The 26,233-nt window shown below is 59.5% G+C and carries 23 protein-coding genes, 9 tRNA genes and 2 pseudogenes; 10 read left to right on the top strand and 24 right to left on the bottom strand.

Annotation, left to right across the window (positions count from 1 at the left end; genetic code table 11):
• Nucleotides 1-17: 17 nt before the first annotated feature.
• From yqfB to pnuC, 4 genes are all read right to left on the bottom strand, one after another.
• Complete coding sequence (gene yqfB / locus WJM78_RS15355; protein WP_339010263.1) at nt 18-341, bottom strand: N(4)-acetylcytidine aminohydrolase; 324 nt, start codon at nt 339-341, stop codon at nt 18-20.
• A gap of 27 nt (nt 342-368) precedes the next feature.
• A complete protein-coding gene (locus WJM78_RS15350) occupies nt 369-1,040 on the bottom strand; it encodes a Crp/Fnr family transcriptional regulator (RefSeq protein ID WP_042037530.1) in 672 nt (223 codons plus the stop codon).
• A 105-nt stretch (nt 1,041-1,145) separates the two neighbouring features.
• Nucleotides 1,146-1,871: a nucleoside phosphorylase gene (locus WJM78_RS15345; protein WP_339010260.1), complete on the bottom strand. Its 726-nt coding sequence runs from the start codon at nt 1,869-1,871 to the stop codon at nt 1,146-1,148.
• Nucleotides 1,868-2,590: a nicotinamide riboside transporter PnuC gene (gene pnuC, locus WJM78_RS15340; protein ID WP_042037527.1), complete on the bottom strand. Its 723-nt coding sequence runs from the start codon at nt 2,588-2,590 to the stop codon at nt 1,868-1,870. Before pnuC ends, WJM78_RS15345 begins: the two co-directional genes overlap by 4 nt.
• Before the next feature lie 295 nt (nt 2,591-2,885).
• Between pnuC and WJM78_RS15335 the strand changes: the two genes are divergently transcribed.
• Nucleotides 2,886-4,718 carry an SLC13 family permease gene (locus tag WJM78_RS15335; protein ID WP_275930091.1) on the top strand — a complete coding sequence of 611 codons (1,833 nt, stop codon included), beginning with the start codon at nt 2,886-2,888 and terminating at the stop codon, nt 4,716-4,718.
• A gap of 183 nt (nt 4,719-4,901) precedes the next feature.
• Here the strand turns inward: WJM78_RS15335 and WJM78_RS15330 are convergent.
• The 15 genes from WJM78_RS15330 to lolB all read right to left on the bottom strand — a co-directional run bounded on the left by WJM78_RS15330 (nt 4,902) and on the right by lolB (nt 13,068).
• Nucleotides 4,902-4,986 (bottom strand) — tRNA-Leu (locus WJM78_RS15330).
• An 8-nt stretch (nt 4,987-4,994) separates the two neighbouring features.
• Nucleotides 4,995-5,071: transfer RNA gene (locus WJM78_RS15325), tRNA-Met, on the bottom strand.
• A gap of 134 nt (nt 5,072-5,205) precedes the next feature.
• Nucleotides 5,206-5,280, bottom strand: a tRNA-Gln gene (locus tag WJM78_RS15320).
• 13 nt (nt 5,281-5,293) lie between these two features.
• Nucleotides 5,294-5,370: transfer RNA gene (locus tag WJM78_RS15315), tRNA-Met, on the bottom strand.
• Between the two features lie 36 nt (nt 5,371-5,406).
• A tRNA-Gln gene (locus WJM78_RS15310) sits at nt 5,407-5,481 on the bottom strand.
• A gap of 132 nt (nt 5,482-5,613) precedes the next feature.
• A tRNA-Gln gene (locus WJM78_RS15305) sits at nt 5,614-5,688 on the bottom strand.
• A 46-nt stretch (nt 5,689-5,734) separates the two neighbouring features.
• Nucleotides 5,735-5,809, bottom strand: a tRNA-Gln gene (locus tag WJM78_RS15300).
• Nucleotides 5,810-5,822: 13 nt separating this feature from the next.
• Nucleotides 5,823-5,899, bottom strand: a tRNA-Met gene (locus WJM78_RS15295).
• 234 nt (nt 5,900-6,133) lie between these two features.
• A complete protein-coding gene (gene ychF, locus WJM78_RS15290) occupies nt 6,134-7,225 on the bottom strand; it encodes a redox-regulated ATPase YchF (protein ID WP_339010256.1) in 1,092 nt (363 codons plus the stop codon).
• Nucleotides 7,226-7,389: 164 nt separating this feature from the next.
• The gene (gene pth, locus WJM78_RS15285; RefSeq protein ID WP_042037523.1) at nt 7,390-7,986 is read right to left on the bottom strand and encodes an aminoacyl-tRNA hydrolase; all 597 of its coding nucleotides are present in this window, start codon (nt 7,984-7,986) and stop codon (nt 7,390-7,392) included.
• A 197-nt stretch (nt 7,987-8,183) separates the two neighbouring features.
• Entirely contained in the window at nt 8,184-10,172 is a 1,989-nt protein-coding gene (locus tag WJM78_RS15280) for a bifunctional metallophosphatase/5'-nucleotidase (RefSeq protein ID WP_339010253.1), read from the bottom strand.
• Between the two features lie 101 nt (nt 10,173-10,273).
• Nucleotides 10,274-11,221, bottom strand: a complete 948-nt coding sequence (locus tag WJM78_RS15275; RefSeq protein WP_005317019.1) for a ribose-phosphate pyrophosphokinase — start codon at nt 11,219-11,221, stop codon at nt 10,274-10,276.
• A gap of 312 nt (nt 11,222-11,533) precedes the next feature.
• Nucleotides 11,534-11,608, bottom strand: a tRNA-Gln gene (locus WJM78_RS15270).
• Nucleotides 11,588-12,457: a 4-(cytidine 5'-diphospho)-2-C-methyl-D-erythritol kinase gene (ispE, locus tag WJM78_RS15265; RefSeq protein WP_339010251.1), complete on the bottom strand. Its 870-nt coding sequence runs from the start codon at nt 12,455-12,457 to the stop codon at nt 11,588-11,590. Before ispE ends, WJM78_RS15270 begins: the two co-directional genes overlap by 21 nt.
• Before the next feature lie 26 nt (nt 12,458-12,483).
• Entirely contained in the window at nt 12,484-13,068 is a 585-nt protein-coding gene (gene lolB / locus WJM78_RS15260; RefSeq protein ID WP_339010249.1) for a lipoprotein insertase outer membrane protein LolB, read from the bottom strand.
• Nucleotides 13,069-13,189: 121 nt separating this feature from the next.
• On the opposite strand from lolB, the gene hemA reads away from it, so the two are divergent.
• The 6 genes from hemA (at nt 13,190) to kdsA (ending at nt 18,782) form a co-directional block, all read left to right on the top strand.
• Nucleotides 13,190-14,446, top strand: a complete 1,257-nt coding sequence (gene hemA / locus WJM78_RS15255; RefSeq protein WP_339010247.1) for a glutamyl-tRNA reductase — start codon at nt 13,190-13,192, stop codon at nt 14,444-14,446.
• A 53-nt stretch (nt 14,447-14,499) separates the two neighbouring features.
• On the top strand, nt 14,500-15,588 hold the full coding sequence (gene prfA / locus WJM78_RS15250; RefSeq protein WP_042037517.1) for a peptide chain release factor 1: 1,089 nt from the start codon (nt 14,500-14,502) through the stop codon (nt 15,586-15,588).
• A gap of 49 nt (nt 15,589-15,637) precedes the next feature.
• Nucleotides 15,638-16,492, top strand: a complete 855-nt coding sequence (gene prmC, locus WJM78_RS15245) for a peptide chain release factor N(5)-glutamine methyltransferase (protein WP_287147064.1) — start codon at nt 15,638-15,640, stop codon at nt 16,490-16,492.
• A 45-nt stretch (nt 16,493-16,537) separates the two neighbouring features.
• On the top strand, nt 16,538-16,921 hold the full coding sequence (locus WJM78_RS15240) for a SirB2 family protein (RefSeq protein ID WP_042037515.1): 384 nt from the start codon (nt 16,538-16,540) through the stop codon (nt 16,919-16,921).
• Between the two features lie 11 nt (nt 16,922-16,932).
• Nucleotides 16,933-17,733, top strand: a complete 801-nt coding sequence (locus WJM78_RS15235; RefSeq protein WP_042037514.1) for a SirB1 family protein — start codon at nt 16,933-16,935, stop codon at nt 17,731-17,733.
• A gap of 194 nt (nt 17,734-17,927) precedes the next feature.
• Complete coding sequence (gene kdsA / locus WJM78_RS15230; protein ID WP_042037513.1) at nt 17,928-18,782, top strand: 3-deoxy-8-phosphooctulonate synthase; 855 nt, start codon at nt 17,928-17,930, stop codon at nt 18,780-18,782.
• Between the two features lie 70 nt (nt 18,783-18,852).
• Here the strand turns inward: kdsA and grcA are convergent, their stop codons facing one another.
• On the bottom strand, nt 18,853-19,233 hold the full coding sequence (gene grcA, locus WJM78_RS15225; RefSeq protein WP_108536237.1) for an autonomous glycyl radical cofactor GrcA: 381 nt from the start codon (nt 19,231-19,233) through the stop codon (nt 18,853-18,855).
• 730 nt (nt 19,234-19,963) lie between these two features.
• On the opposite strand from grcA, the gene ung reads away from it, so the two are divergent.
• A complete protein-coding gene (gene ung, locus WJM78_RS15220; protein ID WP_212513087.1) occupies nt 19,964-20,632 on the top strand; it encodes a uracil-DNA glycosylase in 669 nt (222 codons plus the stop codon).
• A gap of 179 nt (nt 20,633-20,811) precedes the next feature.
• Nucleotides 20,812-21,360 carry a hemerythrin domain-containing protein gene (locus WJM78_RS15215; protein ID WP_212512940.1) on the top strand — a complete coding sequence of 183 codons (549 nt, stop codon included), beginning with the start codon at nt 20,812-20,814 and terminating at the stop codon, nt 21,358-21,360.
• 49 nt (nt 21,361-21,409) lie between these two features.
• Here WJM78_RS15215 and WJM78_RS15210 read toward each other — a convergent pair whose 3' ends face one another.
• From WJM78_RS15210 to tal, 3 genes and pseudogenes are all read right to left on the bottom strand, one after another.
• Nucleotides 21,410-21,592, bottom strand: a complete 183-nt coding sequence (locus tag WJM78_RS15210) for a DUF3545 family protein (protein ID WP_042037507.1) — start codon at nt 21,590-21,592, stop codon at nt 21,410-21,412.
• Nucleotides 21,593-21,671: 79 nt separating this feature from the next.
• A pseudogene (locus tag WJM78_RS15205) lies at nt 21,672-22,545 on the bottom strand (IS1595 family transposase).
• Between the two features lie 125 nt (nt 22,546-22,670).
• Nucleotides 22,671-23,621, bottom strand: a complete 951-nt coding sequence (tal, locus tag WJM78_RS15200; protein ID WP_212512939.1) for a transaldolase — start codon at nt 23,619-23,621, stop codon at nt 22,671-22,673.
• Nucleotides 23,622-24,343: 722 nt separating this feature from the next.
• On the opposite strand from tal, the gene WJM78_RS15195 reads away from it, so the two are divergent.
• Complete coding sequence (locus WJM78_RS15195) at nt 24,344-25,786, top strand: alanine/glycine:cation symporter family protein (RefSeq protein ID WP_212512938.1); 1,443 nt, start codon at nt 24,344-24,346, stop codon at nt 25,784-25,786.
• 173 nt (nt 25,787-25,959) lie between these two features.
• Here the strand turns inward: WJM78_RS15195 and WJM78_RS15190 are convergent.
• Nucleotides 25,960-26,088, bottom strand: a pseudogene (locus WJM78_RS15190) (AAA family ATPase); the annotation flags it as partial.
• Nucleotides 26,089-26,233 lie beyond the last annotated feature (145 nt).

The raw sequence follows: 26,233 nt of genomic DNA, 5'->3' as shown, positions 1-26,233 counted from the left end.
CAAAGGCCAAATCCGGCTCAGGCAATCAGTTTGAATTCAATCACATAGAGCGGCGGCAGGGCGGGGTAGATATCGCAGATAACATCTTTCAGCTCGGGGAGGGTCATGTTCTCCTGACGGGCGTGCTCGTCGCTGAGTTCATCAAAGGCGACCGCATTGACCGAGAGCACTTCGATGGTGCCAAAGGGCTGGTGTTCCGGGTTGGTGAAAAGCGAAAGACGCTGGCCGGGCTGCCAGTTGGCCTCGCTCTCGTCGCGGATGGTGATGGTCTTGCGGCCCGCCTGAATGTCGGCCACGAAGCGGCTGAAGAAGGTGAACTCGGGATAGGGATGGGCAGGCATGGTGACTCCTGAAAGGGTGCAACGGGATTAAAGGTCGAGATAGGTGCGCAGCCTGGCGAGATCGGCGATGGTGGGACCGTCGGCGCCATCGCACACTATCCCCTGGTCGACCAACTCCTTGAGGGCGCGGCGGTAGACGCGCTCCGTGGTGCCAAAGCGCGCCGCCTCGTGGGCCCGCTTGCGCGAGCCCAGCATGGGGGTGCGCTGGCGCTCGCGCCACAGTTCATAGGCGATGTTGTAGGCGATGGGGTGGAGCAGGCGGCTGGTGGTGATGTCCAGGGTATCGAGGTAGTCGCTGGCGAGGGCTGAGGCGAAGAACAGGGTCAGCTCGGGTTCAGCCAGCAGCCGCTGGGCCAGCTTGTGAGCGCAGATGACGCTGGCATCCAGCTCGGTCTCGGCCATCACGCTCCACTGCACCGGGGTAGCGCTGAAAAACTCCATCTCGCCGAAGATTTGGCGCTGGCACGCTATCTCCCCGAGCTGAAACAGGCGCCCCGAGTGCACGGCACTGTTGAGGGAGACCCGCCCAGTCTCCACCAGATAGAGGCATTCGCTCTGCTCCCCCTGCCGCATGATGTATTCGCCGGGCAGGTAGCGGCGCAGAAACAGGGTGCACGCCTCCAGCGCCGCGGCAAAGCGGGGTTCAAGCTGCTCAAGTTCGGCGTGAAAACGGCCGAGGGGGTAGGGTTGTTGCTGCATGACTTGCCTGTCGCACCGGATGACGAGGGCCATGAGGCTAGCAAGAGAGCGGGCTGGATACCAGCCCGCACGGTAGCGGATGTGCCGCAGTTAACGGTTTGCGGCTTATTGCGCCAGGGCGTGGAGGGCGGCTGCGATGGCTTGCTGCTCACCGGCCATCATCGCCTGCTCGGCGCTGGCGTAGTCCGCCACCCCTTGCTGCACATCCTGCTCGAACAGCACCACGTTGCAGAGCACGGCAGCGACCCGCACCTTGCGCAGGCGACCCACGGTCAGCAGGGAGGCGGTCTCCATATCGGCACCGAGCACGCCACGGGCATGCCAGTAGCGGCATACTTCCTGCTCGTCATCCCGATAGAAGCTGTCGTGGGAGCGCACCAGCCCGTGCCAGTAGGGCTGGCTGCCGGTGGCCACATGGTTGAGCAGGGCAGCTTGCAGCCAGATATCGGCGCAGGCGGGGTATTCGGCGGGCAGATAGGCCAGTGAGGCCCCGTCACTGCGCACCGCCCCTTCCACCACGATGAGATCCCCGAGCCCGATGTCGTGCTGCAGGGCACCGGCGGAGCCGACCCGGATAAGCGAGTTGGCACCGGCTTGCACCAGCTCCTCCAGCGCTATGATGGCCGATGCGCCACCGATGCCGGTACTGCAGACCGTGATGGGCAGCCCCTGATAGGATCCGTTGATCAGGCGAAATTCCCGGTTTTGTCCCAGCACCTCACACTGCTCGAGTTGGCTGGCGATGCGGTCGACCCGGGCCGGGTCGCCGCACAGCACCACCCGCTCGGCAATCTGCTCCGGGTGGCATTGCAGATGGGGCAGCAGGCTCATGCGATCACTTCCTGCTGCGGGCGTTTGGCGGCCAGCATCCAGAGGCGGGTGCCGTTGGCGGCGATAAACAGCAGGATCAGGTACTCCAGCGACATGGCGTAGACGCCCTGGGCGGCATAGACACCGATGCTGATGATGTTGATGACGACCCAGAGGATCCAGTTCTCCACGTATTTGCGGGTCATCAGGATCTGGGCCACTACCGAAAGCACCGTCATGGTGGCATCCCAGAACGGGAAGGCATCCGGGGAGGGCTCAGGGGTGGCGAGATTGGCGCCAAACAGGTTGAGCAGGGCGACCGAGGTGCGCGCCAGGGTAGCGAAGACCGGATCGATATAGCGGGTCAGCAGGGCGATGGCCAGCACGCTCACCAAGGCGGTCATCATCAGCTTGGATTTGCTGAGCCAGCGGATCTGCAGGGTATCCCCCTGCTCGTTGGCGGGGCGGGTCCAGGCGTACCAGCCATAAACGTTGGCGCAGAAGAAGAACAGCTGCAGCATCAGCAGGCCGTAGAGCTGGATCTGGAAGAAGATGATGGCAAACAGGCTGACGTTGATCAGACCAAACAGGTAGTTGATGGTCTTCTCCTGACTGGCGAACCAGATGCAGGCCAGGCCGAATAAAGTGCCGATGGCTTCAATCCACGACATGGCGTAACCGCCGCCCAGCGGTATGGTCACCAGGGTGTGATTGATGCTGAACCACTCGAATATGCTCATTTTCGTTTCCTTTGAAAATTTGGAAGAAAGGGGGGGATCGGGACGGGCCTATTCTAGTGGCTGCGCGGCGGCGATCGCAGGACTTTTGTCCGGGTCAGCCTGAGCCACATCAAAAAATGGATACAGGGTGGCGGCAAAGGCTCGCCATTTTTGCCGACCGCAGGGGGCCCGATATGCGATGATGGCCCTTGCCCTTTATGGATATGTAAGAAACCGGGGCAGAACAAATTGTGGTCTGATGGAGTCCGCCATTTCACCCCTTGTGTCATGGCGGACATGAACGAAAGGAGCAAGTGTGAATTCCGAACTGATCTGGGTCCTCTGCATGCTGGTGGGCGCCATCTATCTGTTTATTACCAACAAGGTACGCATGGACGTAGTCGCCTTGTTGATCATCATATTGTTTGTGTTGAGCGGCACCCTGACCCTGCCGGAGGCGCTGGCGGGATTCAGCGATCCCAACGTCATTCTGATCGCTGCCCTGTTCGTGGTGGGGGAGGGGCTGGTCCGTACCGGCATCGCCTACCAGGTGGGGGATATGCTGGTGAAGGTGGCGGGCAGCAGCGAGATCCGCATGCTGGTACTGCTGATGGTGGCTGTCTCCCTGCTGGGGGCCGTGATGAGCAGCACAGGGGTGGTGGCCATCTTCATCCCGGTGGTGCTGAGCGTGGCGAACCGCATGGGGATCCCGGCCGGCCGTTTGATGATGCCGCTCGGCTTTGCCGGCCTCATCAGTGGCATGATGACGCTGGTGGCGACCCCGCCCAACATGGTGGTCAACAGTGAGCTGATGCGCCACGGTATTCAGGGTTTCAGCTTCTTCGGCTTCACCCCCATGGGGCTGATCATCCTGGTGATGGGCATAGTCTACATGCTGCTGATGCGGGGCTCCCTGGTCCGTGAAGGGGAGGAGGGCAAAGGCAAACAGGCAGGGCGCAGCACCATGCGCGATCTCATCCGCGATTACCGGCTGGCCGGGCGTGCCCGCCGGTTGGCGATCCGGCCCGACTCCCCCCTGATAGGCCAGACCCTGGATGAGCTGCAGTTGCGGGCCAGTTATGGCGCCAACGTCATCGGGGTGGAGCGCTGGCGCAAGTTCCGGCGGGTGATGGTGACCGTCTCCGGCGTCACCGAGTTCCAGGCCAAGGATGTGCTGCTGATCGACATGTCCGACCCCGAGGTAGACATTCGCGAGTTCTGCCGCGAGGCGCGGCTCGAGCCCATGATCCTGCGCGGGGAGTACTTCTCCGATCAGGCGCGGGAGGTGGGCATGGCCGAGGTGTCGCTCATTCCGGGATCCCGCATGCTGGGCAAAAGCATTCGCGAGGTGGCCTTTCGTTCTCACTACGGTCTGAGCGTGGTGGGGATCCGCCGTGATGGCGAGGCGCTGACCGGCAAGCTGGTGGATGATCCCTTGCAGATGGGCGACTCTCTGCTGGTGGTGGGCAACTGGAGCCTGATCCGCTTGTTGCAGACCCACAGCCGAGACTTCCTGCTGCTCGGCCTGCCCGCCGAGGTAGACGAGATGGCGCCGGCTCGCAGCCAGGCCATCCACGCCCTGATCTGTCTCGGAATCATGGTGGTGCTGATGGTGACTGATCCCGTGCCCAACGTCATCGCGGCACTGGTGGCCTGTCTGCTGATGGGCAAGTTCCGCTGCATCGACATGGAGAGCGCCTACAAGTCCATCCACTGGCCCACCCTGATCCTGATCGTCGGCATGCTGCCCTTTGCGCTGGCGCTGCAGAAGACGGGGGGGGTGGACATGATTGTCGGCGGTCTGATCGCGGCCGTCGGTGAGATGGGCCCTCGTGCTATGTTGGCCAGCCTGTTCGCCCTGTGCGCTCTGATCGGGCTCTTCATCTCCAATACTGCGACGGCGGTATTGATGGCACCGATTGCGCTGGGAACGGCCCAGCAGATGGGGATCTCCCCCTATCCCTTTGCCATGACCATCGCCATCGCGGCCTCGGCGGCCTTCATGACGCCGGTCTCGTCGCCGGTCAATACCCTGGTGCTTGGGCCTGGCAACTACAAGTTTGTGGATTTCGTGCGCATTGGCGTGCCCTTCACCCTGCTGGTGATGGTGGTGAGCGTCATCGCTATCCCCTGGTTCTTCCCGTTCTGACCGGTTTGATCAGGGGAAAGAGAGACAAGCGGCTTGAGGGCCGCTTTTTTGTCGCTCCGCATCGGCCCGGATGGCAGCAGAGCGAGGGGGGAGTGAGGCAGAGAAAGGGTGGCAAGAGGGGATACGGCGAAAAACGGGCACAAAAAAACCAGCCTGAGCTGGTTTGTTTGGTACTGCTATTAATGGTGCGGAAGGAGAGACTCGAACTCTCACACCTTACGGCGCCAGAACCTAAATCTGGTGCGTCTACCAATTTCGCCACTTCCGCAATATTAATGGTGGCTATGACGGGATTCGAACCTGTGACCCTCGCATTATGAGTGCGATGCTCTAACCAACTGAGCTACATAGCCGTCTTGTCACCAATGTCATCGCTGACAAGTCAAAAATGGCCGGGTACTAGGGTTTGGACCTAGCCACGTTGACGAGATCGAAATCTCTCACGCTTACCACAGCAAATCATCGACAGGTCGATGACGGGTAAAAATGGCTGGGGTACTAGGATTCGAACCTAGGGATGGCGAGATCAAAACCCGCTGCCTTACCGCTTGGCGATACCCCAACTGAACAATTTATGGTGGCTATGACGGGATTCGAACCTGTGACCCTCGCATTATGAGTGCGATGCTCTAACCAACTGAGCTACATAGCCGTCTTGTCATCAATATCATCGCTGACAAGTCAAAAATGGCTGGGGTACTAGGATTCGAACCTAGGGATGGCGAGATCAAAACCCGCTGCCTTACCGCTTGGCGATACCCCAACAGTGCTCCTCGACAGTCATGAGACTGGCAAAGAACCTTTAAACATTGCGGTGGTACCAGGAAACTTGACGAGATCGAAACCTCTTACGTTTACCACCGCTATCACCGACGAGGTCGATGAAAGGCAATAATGGCTGGGGTACTAGGATTCGAACCTAGGGATGGCGAGATCAAAACCCGCTGCCTTACCGCTTGGCGATACCCCAACAGCGCTCCTCAACAGTCTCGAGACTGGCAAAGAACTTTTAAAAATGGCTGGGGTACTAGGATTCGAACCTAGGGATGGCGAGATCAAAACCCGCTGCCTTACCGCTTGGCGATACCCCAACTGAACAATTTATGGTGGCTATGACGGGATTCGAACCTGTGACCCTCGCATTATGAGTGCGATGCTCTAACCAACTGAGCTACATAGCCAACCGTGCTTCCAGTGAGTCGTTGCCTCATCACTGTGCGGGCCGAATTATGCGTATCTGGCTCTGGGGCGTCAACCCTTTTTTTGCCAGAAAAACCGAATTTGGGTGCGTTTGGCGAGTTATTGGTCGCTGTCGTGCAAAAGCCCAACAATCTGGTTTTTTTTACGACATTTGCCGGAAGATAGGGTGTTCTGCCAGATAAAAGAGAGGCCAGCAATGCTGGCCTCTCTTGGGATTAGACGTTGAACAGGAAGTTCATGATATCGCCATCTTTGACGATGTACTCTTTCCCTTCGGCGCGCATCTTGCCTGCTTCCTTGGCACCTTGCTCACCCTTGTAGGTGATAAAGTCTTCGAAAGCGATGGTTTGGGCGCGAATAAAGCCTTTTTCAAAGTCGGTGTGGATCTTGCCCGCCGCTTGCGGCGCTGTGGCACCGACCGGAATGGTCCAGGCACGCACTTCCTTCACGCCGGCAGTGAAATAGGTCTGCAGCTTGAGCAGCTCGTAACCTGAGCGGATCACCCGGTTCAGGCCCGGCTCTTCGATGCCAAGGTCTGCCATGAACTCGGCGCGATCGTCGTCATCCAGCTCGGCGATGTCAGATTCGATGGCGCAGCAGACCACCACCACAACCGCGTTCTCGGCGGCGGCGATTTCACGCACCTTGTCGAGGAAGGGGTTGTTCTCGAAACCGTCTTCCGCCACGTTGGCGATGTACATGGTGGGCTTGAGGGTCAGGAAGTTGAGGTGGCTCACGGCGGCCAGCTCATCCTTGTCCAGCTTCATGCCACGGATCATCTGGCCGTTTTCCAGGGAGACCCGGATCTTCTCCAGGGTTTCCACTTCCAGCTTGGCATCCTTGTCGCCGCCCTTGGCGCGCTTGGACTGGCGGTGAATGGCGCGTTCGCAGGCGTCCAGATCCGACAGGGCCAGTTCGGTGTTGATCACCTCGATGTCGTCGGCCGGAGAGACCTTGCCGGCAACGTGAATGATGTTCTCGTCCTCGAAGCAGCGCACCACGTGGCCGATGGCTTCGGTTTCACGGATGTTGGCCAGGAACTGGTTGCCCAGACCTTCGCCCTTGGAGGCACCGGCAACCAGACCGGCGATGTCCACGAATTCCATGGTGGTCGGCACGACACGCTGGGGATTGATGATGGCCGCCAGCTGGTCGAGACGCGGATCCGGCATGGGAACCACACCCGTGTTCGGCTCAATGGTGCAGAACGGGAAGTTGGCGGCTTCGATGCCAGCCTTGGTCAGCGCATTGAACAGGGTGGATTTACCTACATTGGGCAGGCCCACGATACCGCATTTAAAACCCATGGATTGTTACCTTACTTGATAGATGCTGTGAGGGGCGCAGGCGTCCCGTGTCATATTTTTTTGGCCTCGAGACGGTATGAAACCGCTCATGGCCCTGATCATGTCTGGCTTGGGCGCGTCGTTGAACGCGCCCCCGAGTGAAGCCGGCGCATGATCGAACATCCCTATACTTTTTCGGCCTTGAAGCTGTGCAAGCGATTCATGGCCTTGGTCATGTCTTGCTTGAACAGGATATCGGTGGCGCGCAGGGACTCATCCAATGCGGCCTCGATCAGGCTCTGTTCACTGCTTGGGGCCTTGGTCAGGACGAATCCGGCCACCAGCTCCTTGGCACCGGGATGGCCGATGCCAAGGCGCAGCCGGAAGAAGTTATTGTTATTGCCCATCTTGGCAATGATGTCTTTCAGGCCATTGTGACCACCGTGGCCACCACCTTGCTTGAACTTGGCGATGCCGGGGGGCAGGTCCAGTTCATCGTGGGCCACCAGCATGGCTTCCGGTTCTATCTGGTAGAAACGGGCCAGCGCCGCCACTGCCTTGCCGGAGAGATTCATGTAGGTGTTCGGGATGAGCAGACGCACATCCTGACCTTCCACCTGAATGCGGGCTGTGTGGCCGAAGAACTTGGGCTCTTCGCGCAGGCTGACATTGTGCCAGCCTGCCAGCTGCTCCACATACCAGGCGCCCGCATTGTGGCGGGTCTTGGCGTATTCGGGGCCGGGATTGCCCAGTCCCACGATCAGTTTGATTTGGCTTGTCACGCTTGATGTCTTCACTCGCTACTTGCAATGGGCAGACTGCCCAAGGCAATGGGACGCAATATTCTAGCCGCCGACTGGCGATCACTCAACCAAAGCTCGGCAACCGTGAGGGAATAACCGCTGATGGGGTTGCCAATGGCAGCAAAACGGACCCCTTGTCGGGGCCCGTGTTGGTCAATGTTCGCTGGGGTGGCGCCTTACTCGGCCCGCAGCAGCGTGACCGTCTCTTCCGTCAGGGCGGTCAGGGTCGGCCGCTGCTCTCGCACGTATTGCACGAAGGAGGCCGCGTCCGTGCCGCAGTTAACGCTGCTGGCCTTGCAGTCGAGCTGCTGACCCGGTGCATAACGGGCGCTTAGCTGATCGCCGCTTTGCTCCACCTTCTCGATGGGGAAGCCGGTCAGTTTGCCATCCACCCAGGCGAGATCCAGTCGCTCGGCCTGCTGGCTCTGGGCGCGGGCGAGTGCCTGCCAGCCGTCGTTGCCATCGGCACTGTAGGCATTCATCACCACCCGATAGCGTTGGTTGTCGACCAGATCCTGCCATTGCCCTGCAGCCGTCTGCCATTGCAGTTGGGTCAGCTCGCCGCGCTTGCCCGGCACCGTTTCGGTGAAGGTGTAGCGCAGATGACCGCCGTAGGGGAACTTGCCGGCGTGGGCACTGGCAGGCAAGGTGGCCGTGATGGTCTCTGTCAGCAGGGCGCGTACCTCGGCGCCGGTCAGGGTCAGCACGGATAGCTGATTTTTGAATGGCAGCAGGGTGAGCGCCGCGTCCCCCTCGCGCAACTCGCCAGCGGGCAGATCGGCGCGCACGCCCCCCACCGCCAGCAGGGCGAAGTGAACCGGTCCGCCGGTCAGGGCTTGCACCGCCGGGGTGTTGGCCCAGTAGTATTGGCCTTCGGCCACCAGGGGGGCGACGTCGGATCCGTGGCTGTCGCTACCGTTGTCGCCGGGGCGACGGGCATTTTGCAGCGGCGCCGGCAGGGTGGCGATGACGGGTCCGAAGGCCTGCTCCAGCGCCGGCTTGTAGTGGCTGTCGATGATGCCGCGCAGGCGCGGGTCTTCATCCACTGTCACCAGGTTGGGCCGGGCATCAATGAACTTGCTAGCCTGTTTGCCACGCGTCTTATCCAGCACCTGTTTGCGGGCCGGATCGGCGAAGAAGTCACGGCTGGCCAGCAGCTGGTTCTGGCCCTTGCAGGCGATGACCCGGCCCTGGCCGTCGAAGCTGATCCGGGCCAGGCCGATGGCCTGGGCGTAGGAGCCCGCTTGTACTACGCAGGTCAGGCCGACGCCGTCCGGATTGGTGACCAGCTGGGCGTATTCGCCGGTCTTGCCCCAGCCGATGTTGCTGAAGTCACCGAGCAGGCTGTGGGAGTGGCCGCCGACGATGGCATCTATGCCATTCACCTCGGCCGCCAGCGCCAGATCCCGCTCGTTGCCGATATGGGTCAGGGCGACGATCTGGTGGATCCCCTTGGCTTGCAGCATGTCAACGGTGGCCTGAGCCGAAGCGACCTCCTTGCCAAAGCGCAGCTTGCCGACGTTGGGGGAGATATTGGCCATGTCCTCCAGCACCAGTCCCATCACGGCCACCAGATGCTGGCCCTGGGGCAGGTTGTTGAGATCGGTGACCGGGCTCTTTCGGTTGCCTTTGAAGGCATAGACCACGAAGGGTTTGAGGTTGGTGGCGTTGTGCAGATCAGGGTCGGCCTTGGTGTCGAGGTTGGCCGCCAGTACCGGGAAGTTGACCCTCTTGATAAAGCGGGCGAGCTTCTGGTTGTCGAGATCGAATTCGTGATTGCCCAGGGCCATGGCATCGAGGCCGAACTGGTTCAGTAGCTCGGCATTGGCCATTCCCTCGTTGAGCTTGAAGTAGCCGCTGCCCTGCCAGGCATCGCCACCGTGCAACAGCAACAGTGGCTGGTTTTTGGCAAGCGCCTCGGCCTGAAAGGATTTTGCCATGGTGAGCAGGCGCGGATAGCCGCCGAAGCGGGTGTAGAGAGTGTCGCGTTCCTCCTGCTTGCCAAAGATGGGCCCCTTCAGCTCGGCGTTGACCGGGTCAAACTGGGAGTGGGTATCGTTCATGTGTGCCAGGGTCAGCACGAAGGGCTGATTTTCTTTGCCGGGCTGACAGGCGAACAGGAAGCTGCAGAAGGCAAGAAGCAGCAGCGGGCGCAAGTGATTCATGGATCAATCCTTAACCTGCGGTGGGGCAGGGCAATACCGGGTGTGACAGGACTAGAAAGACAAAAACCGCCAGCTGGCGGTTTTTGTCACAACGGTGTCTATCAATGCTCAAACATGGCAGAGATGGACTCTTCGTTGCTGATACGACGAATGGCTTCCGCCAATACGGTTGACAGGGTCAGCTGTTTGACCTTGTCGACCGCCTTCATCTCTGCGGTGAGCGGGATGGAGTCGGTGATGATCAGCTCGTCGATGACCGAGTTTTTGATGTTCTCCACGGCGGAACCGGAGAAGACCGGGTGAGTGGCGTAGGCGAATACACGCTTGGCGCCGCGCTCTTTCAGGGCTTCTGCGGCCTTGCACAGGGTGCCGCCGGTGTCGATCATGTCGTCGACTATGATGCAGTCGCGGCCAGCCACGTCACCGATCAGGTGCATGACCTGGGAGACGTTCGGGCGGGGACGACGCTTGTCGATGATGGCGATGTCGGTATCGTCCAGCAGCTTGGCGATGGCACGGGCACGCACCACGCCGCCGATGTCCGGCGATACAACGACAGGGGATTCGAGGTTCTTGGACTTCATGTCTTCCAGCAGCACAGGGCTGCCGAACACGTTGTCGACCGGGACGTCGAAGAAGCCCTGGATCTGCTCGGCATGCAGGTCAACGGTCAGCACACGGTCCACACCCACGCTGGAGAGGAAGTCAGCGACAACCTTGGCGGTGATGGGCACACGGGCGGAGCGGACGCGGCGGTCCTGACGGGCATAACCAAAGTAGGGGATAACGGCAGTAATACGGCCAGCTGAAGCACGACGCAGAGCATCCACCATGACGATCAATTCCATCAAATTGTCGTTGGTCGGGGCACAGGTGGATTGAATGATGAAGATATCGCCACCGCGTACATTCTCATTGATCTGTACGCTGATCTCGCCGTCGCTAAAGCGACCTACGGCAGCATTGCCGAGTTTGATAAACAGGCGATCTGCGATCTTCTGGGCTAGTTCCGGCGTTGCGTTACCAGCAAACAGCTTCATGTCAGGCACGGTTTGAAACCTCGGGGTTGCATCCAGTATGTGGGGGAGTCTGATTCAGACCCGTATCGTTTTGGGGCAAACGATTTATCAAGTTGACGGGTCAGGCCAATATAGGCCGCTTTCAGGCTAGGTGCATCTCGTTGCATGTTTCAAACCGGATGGCTGCCGCGTTTGCGGGAAGCCGTCATCCAGGAGATCGATGACCTCTTTGCGAGTGACAAGGGGGACGATAATGGTTGCAGACTGGCTTGACGAGATTGCGCTCTGTCAAGATCATCTGCGGCCTGCTTACCGAGACACCCGTGTCAATCACCAGGATAATGGCTGGGGTACTAGGATTCGAACCTAGGAATGGCGAGATCAAAACCCGCTGCCTTACCGCTTGGCGATACCCCAATCACTGATTTGTTGCAAAGTCACGAACAGTGGTGATATGTTCTCGCCCTTGGCGACAAACCCATCCCATCCCTTCGGCACTTTTGCCAACACTTCCCGAGCAGCCTCTTCGTCTTCAAATTGAGCAAAGACGCAGGCTCCTGTGCCCGTCATTCTTGACGGCGCGTATTCTAGCAACCAGCCGAGCGCATTGGCAACCTCGGGGTGGCGCTTTTTCACCAGCAATTCGCAATCGTTTTTCCACGCCCCTTCCAGCAGGTTGTGAAATGCCATTTTCGGCGTCGCTCTGGGCAGGTCCGGATCCTGAAAAACGGCGGCAGTGGCCACGTGGCAATCGGGCTTGAGCACCAGATACCAGACGCTTGGCAATTCGACCGGTTGCAGTCGCTCGCCCACCCCTTCTGCAAAGGCGGCGCGGCCACGAACAAACACGGGCACGTCGGCACCCAGCTGGACCCCGAGCTCGGCCAGCTCATCTTCACTCAAGCCGGCCTGCCAGAGGTGATTGAGCGCAACCAGGGTCGTGGCCGCGTCCGAGGAGCCGCCGCCTATGCCGCCGCCCATGGGCAATACCTTCTCCAGCCGGATATGGGCCCCCTGCGGGCTCGGCAACCGCGCCTGCAGCAGGCGGGCGGCGCGTATGATGAGGTTCTGCTCATCGGGCACGCCGGGAATGGCCGGGCTCAAGGTGAGCTGCACTGTGTCTGGCAGTGGCTCGAATTCGAGCCAGTCGCCGTGACTGAGAAAGATGAACAGGGTCTGCAGCTCGTGATAACCGTCCGGACGACGGCCATTGACGTGCAGGAAGAGGTTGAGTTTGGCCGGTGCTGGCCAGCGAGTGGCTGTCATGTTCGCCTCCTTGTCGGTTGCAGCCATCAGTGAACGAGCGTCCATTGGTTGATCTGCAATTTGAGGCGGCTGCCCTGGCCCTCCATGGTCAGCAGGTGCGGCAGGCGGTAGCCGTCCTGATCCCGGTAGTCGCTGTAGACGATCTGCCACTGGCCGTCACGCACGCTGGCCAGGCTGCTGTCGGGATTGAGTTCGAACTCGGCCTTGCCCGGCAGTCCCTTGATCCACTCCGGCAGCCCCTGCACCGGTATGTTCCAGCCGGTGAGTTGATAGACGAGTGCCTCGGCATCCTGGCTCTGGTGCCGCTTGCCCTCGTTGTCTATCAGGGTGATCTCGCCCTTGCTGCGGGAGAGCTCCAGTATGTGGGTGCCAACTATGCTGCTCAGGTTGAGGCGATAGTCGTCCCCATCCTGCCGCCAGTTGACCCGGGCGCTGCCTTTCTGCTGGGCCGTGATGATGGCCATCTTGCCCGACAGTTGCCAGTGGGTGAGCTGCTCGAGACGGGCCCGCTCTTGCTGCCAGTTGACCTGATCCCGCTGGGGTTGGATGGTGGCACAACCGGCCAGCGACAGCAGGCAGGCGAAGGTGAAAATACGCAATAACAAGGTCATGCTCCAGATATGGGGATTTGCCACAGTATACGGGGCGGCCGTATTGCTTTTAAAGCCTTACCCTTTCTCGTACAATTGACGACCTTTACTCCCAGCGCACAGATACGATCACCACCCACTCATGAGTTTGCTTGCCCTCGGAATTAACCACAACACCGCCAGTGTCGCCTTGCGGGAGCGGGTCGCGTTCGGCCCGGACTGCATCGATCGCGCCTTGCGTGAGCTGGTCACCCAACCCGGCGTAAGCGAGGCGGTGATCGTCTCGACCTGCAACCGCACCGAGCTTTACTGCAGCCTGGCGCAGGGGCAGGGGGAGCAGGTACTGCACTGGCTGCAACGTTTCCATGGTCTGGACGCTGCCGACGTGGTGTCAGCCATCTACCTGCACTGGGACGAAGAGGCCGTGCGTCACCTGATGCGGGTAGCCTGCGGCCTGGATTCGCTGGTGCTGGGCGAGCCGCAGATCCTGGGGCAGATCAAGCAATCCTATGCCCATGCCCAGCAGTCCGAGGCGGTGAAGGGGTCGCTGGAACGCCTGTTTCAGAAATCCTTCTCCGTGGCCAAGCGCGTGCGCACGGACACCGAGATAGGCGCCAGCGCCGTGTCGGTGGCCTTTGCCGCCGTCAGCCTGGGTCGGCGCATCTTCTCTGATCTCTCCCAAACCAAGGTGCTGCTGGTCGGTGCTGGCGAAACCATAGAACTGGTCGCCCGTCATCTGCGCGAGCAAAACGTCACCCAGATGATGGTGGCGAACCGCACCCTGCAGCGTGCCCAGCTGCTGGCCGAAGAGTTCGGTGCCAGGGTGATGACCCTGGAAGAGATCCCGGATTATCTGCACGAGGCGGACATCGTCATCAGCTCGACTGCCAGCCCGCTGCCCATCATCGGCAAGGGCATGGTGGAACGCGCCCTCAAGGCCCGTCGCTTCAAACCCATGTTCCTGGTGGATATCGCCGTGCCACGGGATATCGAGGCCGAGGTGGACGAGCTCTCCGATGCCTACCTCTACACGGTTGATGACCTGCAGGGCATCATCGAGCAGAACCTGGAAACCCGCAAACGGGCCGCCGCCGAGGCGGAGCTCATCGTGCAGGAAGAGCGCGATGAGTTCATGGGCTGGTATCGCAGTCAGCATTCGGTGGATCTCATCCGCGATTATCGTCATCAGGCCCAGCAGGTGGCTGATGAGGAGTTGCAGCGCGCCTTGCTGGCCCTGCAACAGGGTGAGAATGCCGAACAGGCCCTCAAGGCCATGGCGCATCGCCTCACCAACAAGTTGATCCACGCACCGACCCAGGCCTTGCGCCAGGCGGCGGCCCAGGGGGATCACCATCAGCTCTCCCGCCTGCGTCAGGTGCTGGGATTGTCACCAGAGTAATTGTTCGGGGTGGCCGACTGGCGGCCCCTTCCTCCATCGAGAAAACAAGATTTATGAATCCGTCACTGATCAGAAAGCTGGAAGGCCTCATCGAGCGCCACGAAGAAGTACAGGCCATGCTCGGCGAGCCAGGGGTGGCCTCGGATCAGGATCGCTACCGCGCCCTGACCCGGGAATATGCCCAGCTGGAAGATATCGTTCACGCCTTCCAGCACTTTCGCCAGGCCGAAGAGAACCTGGAGGCCACCAAGCTGATGCTGGAAGAGGATGATGCCGACCTGCGCGAGATGGCGCAGGAGGAGTTGCCGCTGGCCAAGAGCACGCTGGAGGAGCAGGAGCAGGCGCTGCAGGTGATGCTGCTGCCCCGGGATCCCAAGGATGACAACAACTGCTACCTCGAAATCCGGGCCGGTGCCGGCGGTGACGAGGCGGCCATCTTTGCCGGAGACCTGTTTCGCATGTATTCGCGCTACGCCGAGCGTCAGGGCTGGCGCATCTCCATCGTCAGCTGCAACGACGGCGAGCACGGTGGCTACAAGGAGGTGATCGCCAAGGTAGACGGCGAGCACGTCTATGGCCGTCTCAAGTTTGAATCCGGCGGCCACAGGGTGCAGCGGGTGCCCGAGACCGAATCCCAGGGCCGGGTACACACCTCCGCCTGTACCGTCGCCGTGCTGCCGGAAGTGCCGGAAGCCGAGCAGATCGAGATCAATGCGAACGACCTGAAGATAGATACCTTCCGCGCCTCCGGGGCGGGTGGCCAGCACGTCAACAAGACGGATTCCGCCATCCGCATCACCCACCTGCCGACGGGTCTGGTGGTGGAGTGCCAGGATGAGCGCTCCCAGCACAAGAACCGCGCCAAGGCGATGTCTGTGCTCTCCGCCCGCCTGCAGGCGGCCGAGGATGAGCGCCACCGCGCCGCCGAGCAGAGCACCCGTCGCAACCTGGTGGGTTCCGGCGATCGCTCCGAGCGTATCCGCACCTACAACTACCCGCAGGGTCGCCTCTCTGAACACCGCATCAATCTCACCCTCTATCGCCTCGGCGAGATCATGGAGGGGGATCTGGACTGCATCATCAGCCCCATGATCCAGGAGTATCAGGCCGATCAGCTCGCCTCCCTGGCCGAGAACAGCTGATGCAGCCCGTGTGTGCAGATATCGCCGTCACGGCGCTGGCGCGCCGCTGATGCAGATCCAGCAGGCCCGCGCCCACATAATGGCAACTCTGGCCGGGGGCGACTCTCCCCGCGCCGACGCCGATGTGCTGCTCTGCCATCTGCTTGGTTGCCGACGCAGCTATCTGATGACCTGGCCGGAGCGCACCCTCGATGCCGCCCAGCAGGCGACCCTGCAGGGTTGGCTGAGCCGTCGTCTCAATGGCGAGCCCATTGCTCACCTGGTGGGGGAGCGGGAGTTCTGGTCACTGCCGCTCAAGGTGAGCCCGGCCACCCTGATCCCGCGCCCCGACACCGAGGTGCTGGTGGAACAGGCGCTGGCGCGGTTGCCTCCAAGGCCCGCTTTGCCGCATCAGGCGCCTTGTGCCTTGCTGGATCTGGGTACAGGCACAGGTGCCATTGCATTGGCGCTCAAGTCAGAGCGGCCGGATGCCGATGTATGGGCGGTGGATCGCATGCCGGAGGCGGCCGCCTTGGCACGCGCCAACAGCGCCGCGCTGGGGTTACCCATCGAGGTGCGGGGCGGCAGCTGGTTTGAGCCACTCTCGGGCGCGCCGCGCTTCGAGATGATAGTCTCCAACCCGCCCTACATCGACGGTGCCGATCCCCATCTGGCTGAGGGGGATGTGCGTTTCGAACCCCGCTCTGCTCTGGTGGCGGACGAGCAGGGGCTGGCAGATATCCGCCTGATAGTGGCCGGTGCGCCGGCCCATCTTTGCCCGGGCGGCTGGCTCTTGCTGGAGCATGGCTGGCAACAGGGTGAGGCAGTGCGTCAACTCCTGCTGCAGTGCGGCTACAGCCAGGTGGAAACCGTGCGCGATTACGGTGATAACGAGCGGGTGACCCTGGGGCGCCTGGCTCGGTGATGATGACGGGCGGGCCCGCGGCCTGCCCCTGTTCAAGGATATGTTATGTATGTTGTTCTCAAACATCTGCATCTGGTGCTGATCGCCTCGGCCGTGCTGATGTTTATGCTGCGTTTTTACTGGGTTCAGAAGGGGACGGGTGGTGCCTATAGCAGCCGGGTCCTGCAACTGAGCGGCTGGTTGAATGGGCTGGTGGTGCTCTCCGGCGTGCTGCTGTGCATGGTGCTGGATCTCAATCCGCTCAACAACGGCACCCCCTGGCTCAGCGAGAAGCTGACGGCCATCCTGGTGGTGGCATTTTTGGCCATGATGGCGCTGCGACTGGCCCGCAATAACGGTATCCGCTGGTTTGCCTTCCTCGGCGCCATCGGTTGGCTCTTCTTTATCGCCAAACTGGCCGTATACAAGCAGGCCAGTCTGTTCGGTTAAGGGTGATGACGATGATACGCGTAGACGAATGGACCGATTTCGAAGCCCACGATATTGCCGAGCTGGCGCTGTCGGTGAGCGACGAGATCCATGGTATCAGCGGTCGTGGCGAGGCCGAGCTGGCCCGCCTCGATGCCTGGCTGGACGAGACGATCGCTGAGGGCAATTGCGACGAGGTGCGCCGTCAGCTGCTGCAGGGCTTCTACCAGAGCATGGGTTTTCACGGTGACTGGCAGGATTACTTCTCCGCTGCCAATTGCGATCTGGCTCAGGTGCTCGCCCGCAAGCAGGGCATTCCGGTCAGCCTCGGCATCCTCATCATACAGCTGGGCCGCAAGCTCGGGCTGGATGTGGAGGGGATCTGCTTCCCCGGTCACTTCCTGGTGAGCTTCGCTGGCAGCGAAGGCGAGGTCTATGTAGACCCCTTCACCGGCGACGAGCTGAGCCTGCACCGCATCGAACTGCTGCTGCGCGGCGCCCTCGGCAATCTGGCTACCCTGACCGCCGAACACCTGCAGCCCTCGGGCCAGTGGGAGATCATCGAGCGGCTGCTCAACGTCAGCAAGGGTGCCCTGCTGCGGGAAGATCGCATGACAGAAGCGCTGCGCTGCAGCGAACTGCTGCTGCGCATGAAGCCTGGCGATCCGCTGGAAACGCGGGATCGGGGCTTCATCTACGAGCAGCTCGACTGTCCACGCTTCGCCGCCGACGATTTTGAATACTTTATTGAACAATGTCCGGACGATCCGGTGGCCGATGTGCTCAAGGTACAACTGGCCGCGCTGGATCTTAGCCCCAAGCCGCTCCATTAAGGATGCCCGGGAGCTGCAACAGAAGAGTATCAAGGCCGGTGTGCCCAAGGCGCAACGGACTCACTGGGATTCAAGCCCCGGGCCCCTTCACTCAAGGATGCCCGGGAGCTGCAACAGAAGAGTATCAAGGTCGGTGTACCCAAGGTGCAACGGACTAATTTGGATTCAAGCCCTTTCACTTAAGGATGCCGGAGATGGAACAGAAGAATATCAAGATCAATGACATCGATGTAGCCAACGACAAACCGTTCGTGCTGTTCGGTGGCATGAACGTGCTGGAATCCCGCGACATGGCGATGGCGGTGTGCGAGAAGTACGTGGAAGTGACCAGCAAGTTGGGTATCCCGTTCGTGTTCAAGGCGAGCTGGGACAAGGCCAATCGCTCCTCCATCCACTCCTACCGCGGCCCGGGTCTGGAAGAGGGGATGAAGATCTTCCAGGAGCTCAAGGCAACCTTCGGTATGCCGGTCATCTCGGATCTGCATGAGGTTCATCAGGCCAAGCCGGTGGCCGAAGTGGTTGACGTCATCCAGCTGCCCGCCTTCCTGGCGCGCCAGACCGATCTGGTGGAGGCCATGGCCCGCACCGGCAACGTCATCAACATCAAGAAACCGCAGTTCCTGAGCCCAAGTCAGATGAAGAACATCACCGACAAGTTTGAGGAGTGCGGCAACGACCAGCTTATTCTCTGTGAGCGCGGCGCCAACTTCGGTTATGACAACCTGGTGGTGGACATGCTGGGCCTGGGGGTGATGAAGAAGAGCACAGGCGGCTATCCGGTGATCTTCGATGTGACCCACTCGTTACAGTGCCGCGATCCGCTGGGGGCTGCCTCGGGGGGTCGTCGGGATCAGGTGACCGAGTTGGCCCGTGCTGGCATGGCGGTCGGCCTGGCCGGTCTGTTCATCGAGTCACACCCGGATCCGAAAGTGGCCCGTTGTGATGGCCCGAGTGCCCTGCCACTGGAGAAGCTGGAAGGTTTCCTCAAGCAGATGAAAGCCATTGACGATCTGATCAAGGGCTTTGAGCCCCTCGATACCTCAGCCTGATTGGCCAGAGAGCAGGTATGAAAAAACCTCCCATCGGGAGGTTTTTTCATTAGTCGATACCGGGAGCGAATCACAGGCTCTGGGTAAAGGTACGGGTGACCACGTCACGCTGCTGCTCCGGGGTCAGTGCGTTGAAGCGCACGGCATAGCCAGAAACACGTATGGTCAGCTGCGGGTACTTCTCCGGATTGGCGATGGCGTCTTCCAGGGTTTCGCGGCGCAGCACGTTGACGTTCAGGTGCTGACCACCTTCCACGGCAGGTTCGGCTTGAACCGGCAGTTCACGGTATTCGAACTGACCCAGGTCAGAGACACTGACTTCCTGATCGGCGGCGAAGGTGTCGCCTTTGGCGCAGATGCAACGAGCCTGTTGCTTCTCTTCGTCCAGCAGCCAGAAAGAGTTCAGCAGCGCGGTGTTGGTGGACTGGGTGATTTGGATGCCCTTGATCATGGTATGACTCCTCATAGGAAAGCGGATTCAACTGTAAGGAGATTACCCTGATGTATTTAAACCACCGGGATGATTTAAAGGGCCCTTGCCTTACACCTTTACTTTGTTGGGTCATATATATCACGATGGTAATAATACGAAAATTGATCCAAATCAAAAAATGCGCAACTTGCACCTGTGTGTTGGGTTTAAATTATTGAGATTAATCAAAAATAGGTCATTTTTACGATTATATAAGATATCCAAATTATGCATCTTTTATTAATTAAATCTAGTAATTTAACTACATCTTATGGCTATTTCAGCCTGTGACAGTGCTGGCCCAGCCCGTTTCACCGGCAGAGTGTCGTGGCTCTGTGCCAGATGTCCGTCGTCCGGCAACCCCGGTGCTCGTCTCTTCCATAAAGGCAGCGACTCCGCCAGGAGGGGCTCAGAGGAAGGCGCGGTCCCCGCCCGGGCACGCGTGGTGAATAGAGAGCCGGTTCGGCGTCCCGCATTTTCTGCCGCTCTCGATGAGGAGGCATCATGTCCGTCACGACCCGCGGTATGGGGCTCAGCTGATGGCGCTGCGGTTGCGTCTTGCGGTCTGCCCCCCTATCCTGAGCCCCTTGCCGCATTAATTGAGGATACTGGGGTGCAGACTTGGACAGATGTACTGGATTCGGAGAAAGAGGAGAAAGGGAAAGGACCGCAGGGGTCTGATCCTGCCGCATTGATGGAGGGGGCTGGGGTGCCGAGCTGGACAGATGTGATTGGCTCTGAAAAAGAGCAGGACTATTTCAAGGCGACCCTGGCGACCGTCAGGAGTGAGCGGGAAGCGGGCAAGCTGATCTACCCGCCTGCGACCGAGGTGTTCAACGCCTTCAAGCTGACCGAGCTGGATCGGGTCAAGGTAGTGATCCTGGGTCAGGATCCTTATCACGGCCCGAACCAGGCCCATGGCCTCTGTTTCTCCGTGCTGCCCGGCGTGCGCACGCCTCCCTCGCTGGTCAACATCTACAAGGAGATGCAGCGGGATCTGCCAGGTTTTGTCACACCCAATCACGGTTTTCTGGAGTCCTGGGCCCGGCAGGGCGTGCTGTTGCTCAATACGGTGCTGACGGTGCAGGCGGGCATGGCCCACTCTCATGCCCATCTGGGCTGGGAAACCTTCACCGACAGGGTCATAGAGCAGATCAATGCCAGCTGTCAGGGGGTTGTCTTCCTGCTGTGGGGAGCGCATGCCCAGAAGAAAGGCCGTTTCATCGACCGGCAGTGCCATCACGTGCTGAGTGCCCCTCATCCCAGCCCGCTCTCCGCCCATCGCGGCTTCATCGGTTGCGGCCATTTCTCCGAAACCAACCGTCTGCTGACCGAGCAGGGGATGAGCCCCATCAACTGGCATTCGGTCTGCGAATAGAGGACACAGAGGGGCCATGACTGTCGCCGGGTATCGAACCAGGATGGCAGGAGCAGGGGGCTAGCATTGTGCGTCACTTGGCACTTTGTCTGCAGATGACTTGATTGAGTGCAAAGTTAGCGTGATAAATGACCGTATACTGGAGGCAGGATCGTCTCATTTCAGCGCAAGGAGTGCCCATGCTAGCCAGTCTGCACAAGGATCATCTCAACATCTCCAGGTTGCTGGCGCTGCTCAAACACAAGCTCGCCGTCATTCGCAATGAACAGCCGGTCAGCTACTTCCTGCTTCGGGATGTGGTGGATTATTTACGGGAGGTCTCGGACAAGTACCACCACCCGAAAGAGGAGATGATCTACGACTATTACCTGAAATACCGGGTGGTGGAAGGCGAGGTTGCCAACCGGTTGCAGGAAGAGCACGCCAGATTGCTGGAGGCCGGTGCCGAGCTCAAGGAGATGGTGGAGATGATACTGATGGATGCCGTCATCCCGCTGGATCAGTTCACGGCAAGGCTGGAGCAGTTTGTGGCGCTGCAAGAGGCGCACATAAACTATGAAGAGGGAGTCATCTTCCCCCATCTGCGTGATTCGCTGACCGAGGATGATTGGCGTCACCTGGAGCAGATCTGGCATAACCGGGCCATAGGGGATCCCCTGTTTGGCGCCGAGATCAGTCAGCACTTCCAGGCGCTGGCCAAACGCCTGTCGTTGCCACTCTCCTTCTGACCGTCACAAGCCACTAAAAACAGCGCCCCGGGTAACCGGGGCGCTGTTTTTACAGTTCGATCTCTTCCGAGAGACCTTCGTAGGCGATGTCGATGGATTGCAGCTCCTTCTGCAGGCGATGCTTGTCTTTCAACGCCTCAATCTCACGCCATTTACGTTTCTTTCCCGTTGTTCCGCGGCTACGTGAACCGAGCTCAACCACATCGTCATAATCGAAGTTGAACATATCCATGGCTCCCTCCTTGGTTATTCTCGTTCTCATCACCCGTATAACATAACGCCATTAAAATTAAAACGTTTTCGTGGCGAACTCATGACAGGGGATCTGGCGACCATAAAAAAGGCTCTGTCCCAATTACGTGTTGCATGGGGCGCCCCAGCGCCTCATGCAAACATGCTTTGATATTTACGCCTTTTCCATAACGCTCCAGCATCCTGCGCCAACCCAGGTAGTTCTTCAGGTAGTGCGTTGCCACGCCATGGAACCGCTCCATCCACTCTTTCAACCGATGGTGATACCCGTTTACGTGCTGGATGTGATACGCACCGACCACCCGTTCGCCTTGACGATTGCGCACCACCTGATGGGTTACACCCTGTTCTTTGCTGAAACAGGCATACACACCTGCTCCATCGCTACACAGCACCGCATCCGGTGACACCAACGGCTTCAACACCGCGATGACGTGCCGGACGCGGCAGTCCCCGCTGCCCCTTGAACGATTCAAGGAAGAAGGTCTCATCAACCTCAACGATGCCCTCTTCCCGGGTGGCCTGATGGGTTGCCATCGCGCGCAAGAAGCGGTGACGCCAGAGGAACGCGGTGTTTTTGCTGACCCCACAGCGCCGCGTGGCTTGGCGGACAGTCAGTCCCTCGATGAGGGCTTGCGCGTAGTCTTCCCAGCACTGGGCTTTGCGCAACCGTGCCAGAGGAGTTTTAGTCAAAACGGTGCTGGTGCGCAGACACAGTTTGCAACGGTAGCGGCGCAGTCCCCGACTCCATCCCCAGGGTGCCAGCTGGGTGACATCAGCCTGACAATGTGGGCAGCCACTGCATGCCGGTAACTGAGTATTGAGCGAGGTAATGGTGTGGGGTGCAGTGAGCTCCTGCTGAGCAACACGGCGCTGGCGCAGGGTTAACTGGGGAAAAAGGGACAACAGGTGTTGAAAGGCTGGGGTATCCATGATGGTAGACCTCAAGGTGATGGCCTACTTCAAGATTAGCCTTTCAACACGTAATTGGGACAGAGCCATAAAAAAACCGGACTCCCTCGCGGGAGCCCGGTTTTTGTCTGCTCTTGCTGCCCGGATTAGAGGCGGCTGGCCAGCATGGTTTCCAGCTTGCCCTGATCGACGGCGAACATGCGGATCCCTTCGCCCAGCTTCTCGACGGCCATGGCGTCCTGGTTCAGTTCCCAGCGGAATTCGGCTTCGGTCATCGGAGTTGGCTTCGGCAGACGCTCGCCTGTGTAGTTCAGCTTGCGCACCACGGCGCCTTCGGTCTTGCTCAGCTCTTCCAGCAGGGCCGGGCCTATGGTCAGGCGGTCACAGCCAGCCAGTTCCAGGATCTCGCCGGTGTTGCGGAAGCTGGCACCCATGACCACAGTCTGGTAGTCGTGCTGCTTGTAGTAGTCGTAAATGGCGGTGACGGAGACCACGCCCGGATCTTCGCTCGGGGTGTAGTCACGGTTGTGCTTGGCCTTGTACCAGTCGAGGATGCGACCCACGAACGGGGAGATCAGGAAGGCGCCGGCTTCGGCACAGGCACGGGCCTGAGCGAAGGAGAACAGCAGGGTCAGGTTGCACTGGATACCCTCTTTCTCCAGCACCTCGGCGGCACGGATCCCTTCCCAGGTAGAGGCCAGCTTGATCAGGATGCGATCGTTGCTGATGCCGGCTTCGTTGTAGAGGCGGATCAGTTTGCGGGCCTTGGCGATGCTGGCGTCGGTATCAAAGGAGAGACGGGCGTCCACTTCGGTGGAGATGCGGCCCGGAACTATCTTCAGCACTTCCAGCCCTATGTTGACTGCCAGCTTGTCGCCCGCGTCGATGATTTGCTGTGCCTTGTCCTGGCTCTGGGATTTGGCCCAGTTGATGGCGTCTTCGATCAGTGCCGCGTATTCGGGGATCTCGGATGCCTTCAACACCAGGGAGGGATTGGTGGTGGCATCGATGGGCTGGTAGCGCTTGATGGCTTCGATATCACCGGTATCGGCAACAACTGTGGTCAGGGCTTTCAGCTGGGTTAATTTATCGGCCATAGCAAATATCATCTCTTAATGAGGGAGGGATCCCTGGGTTGCGGGCGTGAGACGACAGTTCTGAAATAAAATTACAAAATCCCGGCGGCTCAGGCTCAGAAAAGCACGATGGGGGAGGCCCATCGCCATTGCCTGCCTAATTAATACGGATGTGGCGCATCCTGCAATAGGGGGGCTTGTATGCTTATCATCCAGTCGCCGGCAATGCGGAGAAGAAGGGGGTAAAAGTGATTGATAAAAAACGACTTTTATCCATTTTCTGCAAATGGATTTATCTCCCGATAAAAACAACTTTTTTGGTTGATTATCGGTTTTGTGTCCTCGGTCACATAAATTGTGTGGTTAGCTACTTGAAATTTTATTACGTGTAAAACGTTTGGCAAAACGGGGCCATTTTGAAATCCATTTCAGGTAAACGCTTGCGATCGTGGTTTGTTTCCCTGTGAACACATCTACCTCGATGTAGATAACTGTCAGGAGGTGCTCTTTTGGGGCTAATTTGTCAGCTGATTGATTGGATTCCAAGTTTTGTTGAAAATTTGCGTGTTAAATGAAGCGTTATTGTGGCGGACAGCTCGTTTTTGGTTTCTCAGTGATCGCGATCACTATTCTGAACTCCCTCGCTATGCTAGATTCCGCCCCTTTAGTGAACCGCTAATTCAGACACCGACAGCAAGGGGCCAGCGCAGACTGGCCATGGACGTGATAACAACGAGAGAAATATGGACACTTTGATCGCAATGCTAAACGACCTGATGTGGGGAGCCGTGCTTATCTACCTGCTCATCGGGGTCGGCATCTTCTTTACCTTTCGCCTGGGTTTTATCCAGGTCCGCCATTTCGGCCACATGTTCTCCGTGTTGCGCAATAGCCGCAAATCGGACAAAGCCGGTATCTCCTCCTTTCAAGCCCTCTGTACCAGCCTTGCCGCCCGCGTCGGTACCGGCAATCTGGCCGGTGTGGCCGTGGCCATTTACCTCGGTGGCCCGGGTGCCATCTTCTGGATGTGGCTGATTGCCTTCATCGGCATGGCGACCTCCTTCGTGGAGAGCACCCTGGCCCAGCTCTACAAGGTGAAAGACGAGGACGGCAACTACCGTGGTGGCCCCGCCTACTACATGGAGCGCGGCCTCGGCATGCGCTGGATGGGGGTGGTATTCTCCCTCTGTCTGCTGCTGGCATTCGGCCTGGTGTTCAATGCGGTGCAGGCCAACTCCATCAGCCTGGCGATGAATGTGGCGTTTGGTATTCCTGATTGGGCGACCGGCCTGACGCTGGTGGTGCTCTCCGGCCTTATCATCTTCGGCGGCATTCGTGGTATCGCCCGTTTCGCCGAGCTGGTGGTGCCCTTCATGGCGCTGGCCTACATCCTGATGGCGCTGTTCGTGGTGGCGACGAACATCACCGAACTGCCAGGGGTGTTTACGCTGATCATCAAGTCTGCCTTCGGCATCGAGCAGGCGGGTTCCGGAGCCATGGGTTATGCCATCTCCCAAGCGATGATCAACGGCATCAAGCGCGGTCTCTTCTCAAACGAAGCCGGTATGGGTTCAGCCCCCAACGCCGCCGCGACCGCGACCCCCTATCCGCCGCACCCGGCCTCGCAAGGCTATGTGCAGATGCTGGGGGTGTTCCTCGACACCATCGTCATCTGTACCTGTACCGCGGCCATCATACTGATGTCCGGCCAGTTTGAACCTGGCTCCGGCATCACGGGAGTCGAGCTGACCCAGCGGGCACTCTCTTCCCAGATAGGTGGTGGTGGCAGCATCTTCATCGCGACGGCCATCTTCTTCTTCGCCTTTACCTCCATAGTGGCGAACTACTCCTACGCCGAGACTAACCTGGTGTTCCTGGAGCACAACCACAAGGGCGGTCTGGTGCTGTTCCGGATATTCGTGCTGGGCATGGTGATGTTTGGTTCAGTGGGTGAGTTGCCGACCGTGTGGGCCATGGCGGATGTCTCCATGGGGTTGATGGCTATCGTCAATCTGGTGGCCATAGTGCTGCTCTCCGGCGTGGCCATCAAGCTGGCCAAGGACTACAACGACCAGCTCAAGCTGGGCAAATTGCCCACCTTCGATGCTAACAAGTACCCCGAGATCCGCAGCCAGCTGGAAGAGGGGATCTGGGACAACCCCCCCCAGAGCAACAAGCAGGCCTGAGCCAGGTGTTAGCTGTTGTCTGATGAACAAGGGGAGCCACTGGCTCCCCTTTTGCTTGCGCGGGATCTTGATTGGCGGTCGGCGCTATCGCTGTCCATCCCATGCGCGGCAGGTTTGGCGCAACCATCGCTGCAGTTGCTGCCAGATCCGCTGCCGTTGTCTCGGGGATAGGGGGGGCTGGCGCGATTGATCTCGTCCGCCAGCAGTACCTGGGTAAAGACGGGGCCGGAGTGAAAGCGAAATTGCTGCTGGTGGGAGTCAAAGATCTGCAACCCCAGCAGGTCGGCCGCCAGCAGTCGTGCTATGTGCTCTTGTCCCTTCACTCGCGCCTCTCTTGTCTCCTTTCGCCCCTACAGCTTATACGTCAGCGGTGGAGGAGTATCGAATGGGCAAGCCATTGAGCAAGGTCATTTTTGGGGCAACTTCACACAGACTTCACTCTGGCTC

Origin of the sequence: Aeromonas popoffii, from assembly GCF_037818705.1 — a bacterium.
In the GTDB taxonomy this organism is placed as follows: Bacteria; Pseudomonadota; Gammaproteobacteria; order Enterobacterales; family Aeromonadaceae; genus Aeromonas; species Aeromonas popoffii.
The sequence above is the reverse complement of the archived record's forward strand: the minus strand, read 5'-3'. Positions and strand labels throughout refer to the sequence as shown.

What these genes read in the sequence shown, in the direction of transcription:
- yqfB (WP_339010263.1), bottom strand. Translation starts at nt 341, where the DNA reads ATGCCTGCCCATCCCTATCCCGAGTTCACCTTCTTCAGCCGCTTCGTG.
- WJM78_RS15350 (WP_042037530.1), bottom strand. Translation starts at nt 1,040, where the DNA reads ATGCAGCAACAACCCTACCCCCTCGGCCGTTTTCACGCCGAACTTGAG.
- WJM78_RS15345 (WP_339010260.1), bottom strand. Translation starts at nt 1,871, where the DNA reads ATGAGCCTGCTGCCCCATCTGCAATGCCACCCGGAGCAGATTGCCGAG.
- pnuC (WP_042037527.1), bottom strand. Translation starts at nt 2,590, where the DNA reads ATGAGCATATTCGAGTGGTTCAGCATCAATCACACCCTGGTGACCATA.
- ychF (WP_339010256.1), bottom strand. Translation starts at nt 7,225, where the DNA reads ATGGGTTTTAAATGCGGTATCGTGGGCCTGCCCAATGTAGGTAAATCC.
- WJM78_RS15280 (WP_339010253.1), bottom strand. Translation starts at nt 10,172, where the DNA reads ATGAATCACTTGCGCCCGCTGCTGCTTCTTGCCTTCTGCAGCTTCCTG.
- ispE (WP_339010251.1), bottom strand. Translation starts at nt 12,457, where the DNA reads ATGACAGCCACTCGCTGGCCAGCACCGGCCAAACTCAACCTCTTCCTG.
- lolB (WP_339010249.1), bottom strand. Translation starts at nt 13,068, where the DNA reads ATGACCTTGTTATTGCGTATTTTCACCTTCGCCTGCCTGCTGTCGCTG.
- hemA (WP_339010247.1), top strand. Translation starts at nt 13,190, where the DNA reads ATGAGTTTGCTTGCCCTCGGAATTAACCACAACACCGCCAGTGTCGCC.
- prfA (WP_042037517.1), top strand. Translation starts at nt 14,500, where the DNA reads ATGAATCCGTCACTGATCAGAAAGCTGGAAGGCCTCATCGAGCGCCAC.
- prmC (WP_287147064.1), top strand. Translation starts at nt 15,638, where the DNA reads ATGCAGATCCAGCAGGCCCGCGCCCACATAATGGCAACTCTGGCCGGG.
- WJM78_RS15240 (WP_042037515.1), top strand. Translation starts at nt 16,538, where the DNA reads ATGTATGTTGTTCTCAAACATCTGCATCTGGTGCTGATCGCCTCGGCC.
- WJM78_RS15235 (WP_042037514.1), top strand. Translation starts at nt 16,933, where the DNA reads ATGATACGCGTAGACGAATGGACCGATTTCGAAGCCCACGATATTGCC.
- kdsA (WP_042037513.1), top strand. Translation starts at nt 17,928, where the DNA reads ATGGAACAGAAGAATATCAAGATCAATGACATCGATGTAGCCAACGAC.
- grcA (WP_108536237.1), bottom strand. Translation starts at nt 19,233, where the DNA reads ATGATCAAGGGCATCCAAATCACCCAGTCCACCAACACCGCGCTGCTG.
- WJM78_RS15215 (WP_212512940.1), top strand. Translation starts at nt 20,812, where the DNA reads ATGCTAGCCAGTCTGCACAAGGATCATCTCAACATCTCCAGGTTGCTG.
- WJM78_RS15210 (WP_042037507.1), bottom strand. Translation starts at nt 21,592, where the DNA reads ATGGATATGTTCAACTTCGATTATGACGATGTGGTTGAGCTCGGTTCA.
- tal (WP_212512939.1), bottom strand. Translation starts at nt 23,621, where the DNA reads ATGGCCGATAAATTAACCCAGCTGAAAGCCCTGACCACAGTTGTTGCC.
- WJM78_RS15195 (WP_212512938.1), top strand. Translation starts at nt 24,344, where the DNA reads ATGGACACTTTGATCGCAATGCTAAACGACCTGATGTGGGGAGCCGTG.